Consider the following 7989-nt stretch of genomic DNA (forward strand, 5'->3'; position numbering starts at 1 on the left):
CCGGAAGATCACACACCGTCACCAGCGGGCATTCTCAAACACCTTCTCAGCTTGTCGTTTAACCTTCGGGTGTCACTCTGTGTGATAGTCGCTGGTGGTTTGGGGTGGGCCGGCGTGTCGCCGTGACGTGAAGCGGCCTCCTGTTGATCCTGGTTTCTCACCAAAGACACCGTGATCAGACAGAAGGCCGTGGAGGACAGCTTGGCCCACGATGTCCCCATCGTCGAGCACCTTGGGGTGCTGTGTCGGTTCCGCCAGGAGTTCTATGGCTGTCTGACCCGGCGGGCGGATGCCCTGTTCGAGCTCACCGACGCCGTGCTGTGCGCGGACGGCCCGGTCCGTGACCTGGTCGGCCTGTCGCYGGCAGCGGAGCACCGCCGAGGGCACGGCGCGTTGTACGGCGCGATCAACCACGGCCGGGTCGAGATCAGCCGGCTGCGCCGCGCGCTGGCCGGGCTGCCGCTGCCGCGGGCCGCCGACGGCCGGATCGTGCTGGGTGTGGACGTCAGCCCGTGGCTGCGCCCGGCGAGGTTCCCAACTCCTCACACCAGGTGAGGCCACATGTGAGTCCGCGGGCAGCGCCGGGCGTCCGCGCCCGGCGAGGTTCCCAACTACTCCGGCACCGAGACCGCCGCGAACATCACAGGCAGCGCCGGGCGTCCGCGCCCGGCGAGGTTCCCAACCCCGTGGTGGCGGCATCTGCCGCGATCGCGGCGGCGGGCCGTCAGGGGTCCATTTCCCACCGAGGACGATGCGCAGAAGGCGCTGATGGCCTCGTTAGCGGAGCTTCACGGCGGCGACTGGCTGGAAGAGGCCTGACTCGAACCCACGACCGACGGATTATGAGATCATCGGCAGCCTGTTCGCCGGTCTCCATGGACGTCCGCCGGTCCTGATCACAGGTACACCCGGTCGCCCCGCCGCTTCTTGATGATCGACGCCACAATATGGACAATACACCCTTTGAAGCCATAATCGCACCGATCTGGTCGCGCAACGGTGCAGGTCGACCGGCGTACACCAGATCGTCGATCATAGCCAAAGAGGCATAAGTTATTCGCCAGCTAGGAAACTCAGGCTAGTCCAGAACATCCGCCGCGGCTACGACGAACTCGACGTCGAGGCCGATTCTCACCCGATACTGTCGCCTGTTCTCACCGAGCTCGCCCGCGCCATCTGACCGCCCGGGCGGCCAGAGCCTCGTATGCCCTACCCCTCACAACGCAACAGCCCCATGCCGAGGCCATGCCAGGGTGACGCGCTCGATGTCAATGTGGATGCCTGCGCCTGCGACGATGTCTCTGCCGAGGGCCGCGACSATGCCGTCTGCGATGGCACCARCCCGGACCGTCGGTGCGCATGAATCGTATGCCCCGCCCCGTCCCACCAGCCGCGTCCGATGAACTTGGGCGCAGCTGCCCGTCATCCTCGGCCGCGGTAGCCCCCGGGACAGGCTGCCCGGATGGTGTCCAGTGAGGGGAYCGGTGTTCAAACGGTGCGGCTGCCGCGATCCCCAGACAGGCAAGGATTACGGCGCCCGGTGTCCGAAACTGCCCCGGTCGGACCACGGTTCCTGGTTGTACATGCACGACGTCCCACCCGGTCCCAATGGGCGGCGGCGGCGCACCACCGGCGGACCGTTCGAGACCGAGACGGAGGCCGAGGTCGCGTTGACCGGTTCCCTGGCCGAACTCCATGGCGGTGGGCGGCCCGACGACACCGGGCTCACCGTCGCCCGCTACCTCGACGACTGGCTCGATGGAAAGGCGAGTCTCGCCGCGTCCACCCGCCGCTCGTATGAGGAGCACGTCCGCCTCTATCTCAAACCCGGCCTRGGACACCTCAGACTCGCTGACCTGCGCGACCACCACATCGAACAGCTCTACGCCGCCATGCGGCTCATCGGCCGGGATCTGCACGGCAGGAAACGCTCACCCCTGCTCGTCCGCCTCCTCGAAGTCCGCAAAGACGACCCCAACCACCRCCGGCCCCTCAGCGCCTCCCGGCTACGCCGGGTGCACGCCACCACCATGAGCGCGCTCAACAGCGCCGTGAAACGTAAGAAACTTGGCGTCAATCCGGCCGAACACGTCGAACTACCCAAGGCCCGCAAGCCCCGACCACTCGTCTGGACCGCACCGCGGATCGCCGCCTGGGAACGCACCGGTAAACGGCCCTCCCCCGTCATGGTCTGGACCCCGCAGCAGGCCGGTGCCTTCCTCGACTTCACCGTCGCCGACCGCCTTTACCCACTGTGGCATCTCATCGCCCACCGCGCCCTACGTCGCGGTGAAGCCGTCGCCCTCGGCTGGACCGAAATCGACATCGACGACGACAGTATCTACATCCTCGACAACCTCCCCGGATCCGTTTCCGGCGCCGACGACAACCTCGACCTGGACGGCGACGAATACACCGAACCCAAAAGCGACGCCGGCTACCGTACTGTCAGCCTGGACCCGGCTACAAAAAACGTCCTCACCACCTGGCAGGCGCRCCAAGACGAGGAACGCGCCGCTTACGGTAAGGCCTGGGTCGACAGCGGACGGATGTTCACTCATCCCGATGGCAGCAGGCTCACCCCCAACGGCGTCTCGCAACGCTTCGAACGGCTCATCACCCGATTCGCCACCATCCGCCATGAGCACGCCGAACACAGCTGGACCGTCGACCAGCTCGCCGCCCGGCATTTCATGCCCGAAGACGCCATTCAGACCGCGCTCGCCTTCGGCCCCCTGCCCCCGATCCGACTGCACGACCTGAGGCACACCGCCGCCAGCCTCACCTACCGGGCCACCAAGGACCTCAAGGTCGTCTCCGAACTCCTCGGACACTCCTCCGTCCACTTCACCGGCGACGTCTACACCTCGGTCTTCGCCGACGCGGATCGCGCCGCGGCCAAAGCCGCCGCCGACATCGTCCCCCGCCGACACCCACCCGGCCAGGTGGAACCCGACAGCTTGGACGACCCCACACCACCCCCCGCCAACGGACCTGGCCTCGACCTGTAGGACACCCCGGGTCAGGTTCGCAGCAAACTCCGGTCGCACCGACCGCATCGGCTCTTGATCCACCAGCAGCGCGGGAGGCCACACCAACCGCGCACGGTCAAGATCGGTCAAACAGCCGGTAGACCAGGCCATCCCCACGACCGCGGCGGGGCCGCCGAGGGCCACCAAGAGCTCGTCCGCATCGACCGGCACCGAGGCACCCTCACCAGCCACGGCCACTCTCCGCAACCAGCGGAGGAGGCTCGGAAAATGGTTGCGGTCGCAACGTCACCAGCACGTCACCACCAGGGCCCGTTGTTGATCTCCACGGCCACCTGGCCGCTGCAAAAGGCCAGGTCAGGAGGGGTGGGGCGGGTGGGGCTCGAACCCACGACCGACGGATTAGCAATCCCATTGATTCGTTATCCGTCGCTACTCGCGAAAACATGCTGATACCTGCGGATTATGCTTGCAGGCAAGCATCGTCATTTGCCGCCATTCACCCTTATTGATCACTCAAAGTACGGGGTAAGTACGGGACGATCAGGCTAGTATGAGGGCGTTCGTTCCACTCCCGAAGGATGCGGCGGTGTGRCATGGCTCGTCCCAGTCTAGATCTCGGTGTCGGCGGAAAGATCTTCTACAGCGCCACGGCGRAGGGCTCCCGGGCACGCTGCTTCTACCGCGACCATGACGGGGTACGCCGCGAAGTCGAACGCGGCGGCACCTCCAAGGCGGCGGCCACACGGGCACTGAAACTCGCGCTGCGTGACCGGCTGCGGGTCGCGGTCGGCGACGGCGACATCACACCGGAKACGACTATGAAGGTCCTCGGTGAGGCGTGGTTTGCCGAACAGCAGAAGAAAGACCGCTCTCCCAACACCCTCGCGGCCTACCGCACCACCCTCGACCGGCACGTCTACCCCGCACTCGGCGGAGTGAAGGCCCGACAGGTCACGGTCGGAACCGCGGACCGGTTTTTCAGCGCGGTCACGACCAAAAGCGGCCCCGGTGCGGCGCGGATCGCGCGAACAGTGCTGTCCGGCATGTGCGCGATGGCCGCCCGGCTCGACGCAATGGACCGCAACGTGGTCCGCGACGCCGGGCAGATCACCCGACCGGAACCGAAGCCGGTATCCAAGGCGCTCGGCGCAGCCCAACTGCGGCAGTTGCGGGCGCTGCTCACCTACGACGAACGGGCGCRGCGCCGCGACATCCCCGATCTTGTGGACATGCTCATCGCCACCGGCGCGCGCATCGGGGAGGTATGCGGGATCGTCTGGGACGCGGTCGACCTGGACGCGGGCACCGTGGAAATCCGGTCCACCGTGGTGCGGATTACCGGCCAGGGTCTGATCAACAAGCCTCGTCCGAAGTCGAAGGCGGGCCACCGGCTGTTGCTACTCCCGGCCTGGGCCGTGGCCATGCTGCGCACCCGCCACCACGGACAGAACAGTGACGAGGTGGTGTTCCCCGCGCAGATGKGCGGCCTACGCGACCCGAGTAACACTCAGGCCGACATCCGCGACGCCGTGAASGATGCCGGCTTCCCCGGCCTGACGTCCCACCTGTTCGGCCGCAGGTCCGTTGCCACCCTCCTCGATGGGGATGGGCATACCCCCCGCCAGATCGYCGATGTCCTCGGCCACGCCAACCCGTCCATCACCCTGTCCACCTACATGGGCCGGAAGGTCTCGAACCCCGGCGCGGCGGAAACCCTCGCGGTCCTGGCCATATGACCCCAACCGCTAATCTGGAGCCCTTCGGTCTCCGCGGGCCGTCCACCGTCCCGACCGCGTACACCCGCCCGATCCATGCCGTGAAGATGCCAGAGCCCTTTGTGAGGGAATCTTATGTGTTCACAACCTAAAGCGAATTAGCGATGATGTAGGTACACAACAAAGCGGCCCGGAACGGTGCGCCAACACCGCAACCCGGGCCTGAGCCCCGAACCCCTGCGACCACAGGAGTACGTGACCTATGGCCATCATGCCACCACCACATGACGGGTGGACACCCACCATCAACCCGATGATCACAATCGTTCCGTCGTACCGTCCGATTGCGGTCGACGTCCACACGTGGGACGGGCACGACGGGATGAAGCTCGAAGCTGTGCTGATGTTGCCGGGCCTCGACCTGCGTCTGATCGACGGTGTGAGCGATGTGAACGCGGCTGCCTACTGGCTGCAAGTGGCTCAAGCCGTGCTACTGGCGGCGGGACGCCTGCTCCGGCGTGCCCAGACCCCGATACCGGACGATGAGCTAGCTGCCCAGACTCACGCGTTGGGTCCGCTGGTGCGTCTACTCGGCCTGTTCCAAACCCCCCGGATGTCACCGGATGACTACGCCCATCTCTACACGCTGCTACGCACGGTAGACGACGCGATGACCGCTCGCCGTGCCGCGCTGCCCACCGAGAACGCCCCGACCGACAATGGAGCGGGGCAGACCTGGGCGACGATCGCCTGTGCGGCGCTCGACGCTGCGATGCGGGCGTACGGGACGACGGAGGATGTATCCGGCGACGAAACCCCGCCCGACCGCGGCCCACGCCGCGACGTGATGCACCTACTGTGGTCTCTGACACACATGGCTAAGGACACAGACACGACCCTCGACGAACTTGACACCATGAATCGTCTACTTCAGACCGTTCAACAAACGGTAATCCTCGGTCAGCAGCCCTAGGCCGCGTCTGTCCTGGGTAGCTGCCACACCCGGCGGCTACCCAGGACCCGGGTCCGTAGTCCTGGCCCCCGGTGAGCTGCGCTGGCTCTCGTCACTCGACCGGTTTCAGTGACCATCCTTGACGCCTGACCCGGGTTGCTCCGTGGGCAAGCCTGCTCGTCCTGCGGGTGCGCTCTGCGCACTCGTGGGGCGAGTGGGCGCGGCAGCACTGCTTCTAACCCACACCCCTCGACCGGTGACATTCCCTGATCTCCTCGACGCTCCGAACGGGTGGCCGGGCCGACGCGCCCGGGTGGGGTGCCGACCGAAGGGAGGCCGGGCCCCGCCCGGCGCGCGGCGGGTCCGGACGGGTCCTGTTCGGCGCGGCGCGTGCGGCACATGTGACACGAACCACCCGGCGCCCCGAAGGGGCGCCCTTGAACCCGTACAGAACATTAGCGACGATCAAACATCGTTGCTGTTTATGCAGGTTATCCGGTTAGACGAGGTCGATGGGCCTGTTGCGGCTGATCCGCCAGGTGTGGGCCTCGTCGGCCAATGATCGAATCGCGGGATAGTCGCGGTCAGTCACGGCGAGGACGACGTTGACCCGGCTTGCGATGTGAGCGGTCTGGAACGGGCCAGCGAGACGCAAACTTTCGCGGGCAAGTGCGGCCACCCTGTCAAGATCCGGYGACTTGCTCCGTGCAACGGCTACTGCCTCATCCGCGCGGAACACGGACGTCCGTGAGCTACTGCCCTGCTCGATGGCGGGTCGGACGTCGGCCGTTACCTCCATGAAGCGGCCTATCTCGCCAAGGCGGGAATACACTCGGCCGACGTCGAGAGAGAAGATCGGCAATCCGATGCTGGTAAGGCTGTCAACGACGGTACGATGATCCTCTCGCGGGCCGCGCTCGTCTGGAGTCAGCCTGCTAACGATGCTTTCGGCCTCGCTGACGGCCGCGTCAACTCCTCGGATGTCGCCATGGGCGGCGCGGGCCCCGGCAAGGCTGCCCACCAGCAAGATAGCCCGTTGTGGTCCGCTGGGTGCGTGGCGCAGGCCGTCGAGCGCGTACTGTTCGGCTCCGGCGGGGTTGCCGGCGTAGTCCTCGATGGTGGCCTGCATGAAGCGCGTCCAGGCGATCAACTGATTGTCTTCGAGGAGTTCGCCTCTGCGGTGGGYTTCCCGCAAGGACAGCCGGGCGTCGGTGGTGTGTCCGGCGTTGTTCTCCAGCCATCCGCGGATGCCGGTGGCGACACCGGATACGCGCCAGACCCGGGCCTGGTCGGCGGGCCGTAGCGGGTATTGGGCGGTGATGGCGTCGGTGAGCTGCTGCAACGCGATGGCCCGGCGCAATGTCTCGGCGGGGGGATGGTGCAGGTAGTCGGCCACCACGGCCTGTAGGGCCCCTTCGGCCGCGGATGCCGCGCCGCTGCCGGCGGTGGYGCGTTCCAGGATGGCCAACCTGTCGGCGGGCGCGATCATCGCTGCGGCTGTGCCGGTGGCGGTGAGTCCTATGGCTGCGGCGGTGAGGCTGAGTAGGTCTCTGCGGTTCGCGGTCTCCACCCCCTCGGTCTGCGGCGTGGGCTGGTGTTGTGAGGGTATCCCGGCTAGCGGTGGTGTAACAGACCCCGCATGATCGTCTTTGTGTTCGTGGGGGTAGGGGTAGCGGAATCCGAGTTCGGGTTCGCTGGCCTGGAAAAAGTGGCAGTAAGCCGCCTGGTAGGACGTGCCGGGGAAGTTGACGCCCCGCTCGTGCTTGCTGATCATCTCGGGGCCGGCGGCCGGTGGGGTGAACCCCGCTTCCTTGGCCACGACAGGGTCAATGTTGGCGATCTTGTCGGCGAGGGCGGCCCGGCTCAGTCCGAGTTGTTCGCGGTGGCGGCGTAGCTGGCCGGGGTTCCATCCCGGGTGTGTGCTGGGCTGAGGGGGCATGACGTCTCGCTTCCCTGGTTACCGGATTTCCCGGGAGAAAGCGTAGCCGGATGCTTACTGCTATCCGGTGATGTCGGTGGGCCTTGTCTGGCGTGTTTCCTGGTGGACCACATGTTTTCTGATCGTTTGCCGGATGAATACCTGATCGTTTGCCGTTCGGCTGCCGGTTCGGGCGCGGGAACGGTCGTCTAGGTGAGCACGGCTGTCCGGCATCGATAACCGTCTGTTTGCTCTCGATGCCTCCGGCTTGACGCGGTGGACTTCTCGGCGGCGGTTCCTGCCGGGTTGGCCTTCGTGTCCTCGGCGGGCGCCGTGAACGGTTCCGGGCGGGCTGTTCCACGCAGGTGGGGCCTGCCCGGGGCCACCTTGTGATCACGAGACGAGGGGGGT

General features: G+C 66.4%; 4 protein-coding genes and 1 pseudogene. 4 read left to right on the forward strand and 1 reads right to left on the reverse strand.

Annotated features, from left to right (window positions below):
• Positions 1–219: 219 nt before the first annotated feature.
• From Manayef4_RS22030 to Manayef4_RS22045, 4 genes and pseudogenes are all read left to right on the forward strand, one after another.
• Positions 220–525 (forward strand): annotated as a pseudogene (locus tag Manayef4_RS22030) (transposase); the annotation flags it as partial.
• A 1058-nt stretch (positions 526–1583) separates the two neighbouring features.
• On the forward strand, positions 1584–3011 hold the full coding sequence (locus Manayef4_RS22035) for a tyrosine-type recombinase/integrase (protein WP_254665799.1): 1428 nt from the start codon (positions 1584–1586) through the stop codon (positions 3009–3011).
• A gap of 575 nt (positions 3012–3586) precedes the next feature.
• Entirely contained in the window at positions 3587–4729 is a 1143-nt protein-coding gene (locus Manayef4_RS22040; RefSeq protein WP_070133269.1) for a site-specific integrase, read from the forward strand.
• Between the two features lie 292 nt (positions 4730–5021).
• On the forward strand, positions 5022–5681 hold the full coding sequence (locus Manayef4_RS22045) for a hypothetical protein (protein WP_035734610.1): 660 nt from the start codon (positions 5022–5024) through the stop codon (positions 5679–5681).
• A 478-nt stretch (positions 5682–6159) separates the two neighbouring features.
• Here Manayef4_RS22045 and Manayef4_RS22050 read toward each other — a convergent pair whose 3' ends face one another.
• Positions 6160–7599 carry a helix-turn-helix transcriptional regulator gene (locus tag Manayef4_RS22050; protein ID WP_139140188.1) on the reverse strand — a complete coding sequence of 480 codons (1440 nt, stop codon included), beginning with the start codon at positions 7597–7599 and terminating at the stop codon, positions 6160–6162.
• Positions 7600–7989 lie beyond the last annotated feature (390 nt).

The sequence above is a fragment of the Frankia sp. CgMI4 genome (assembly GCF_001756285.1).
GTDB classification, from domain to species: domain Bacteria; phylum Actinomycetota; class Actinomycetes; order Frankiales; family Frankiaceae; genus Frankia; species Frankia casuarinae.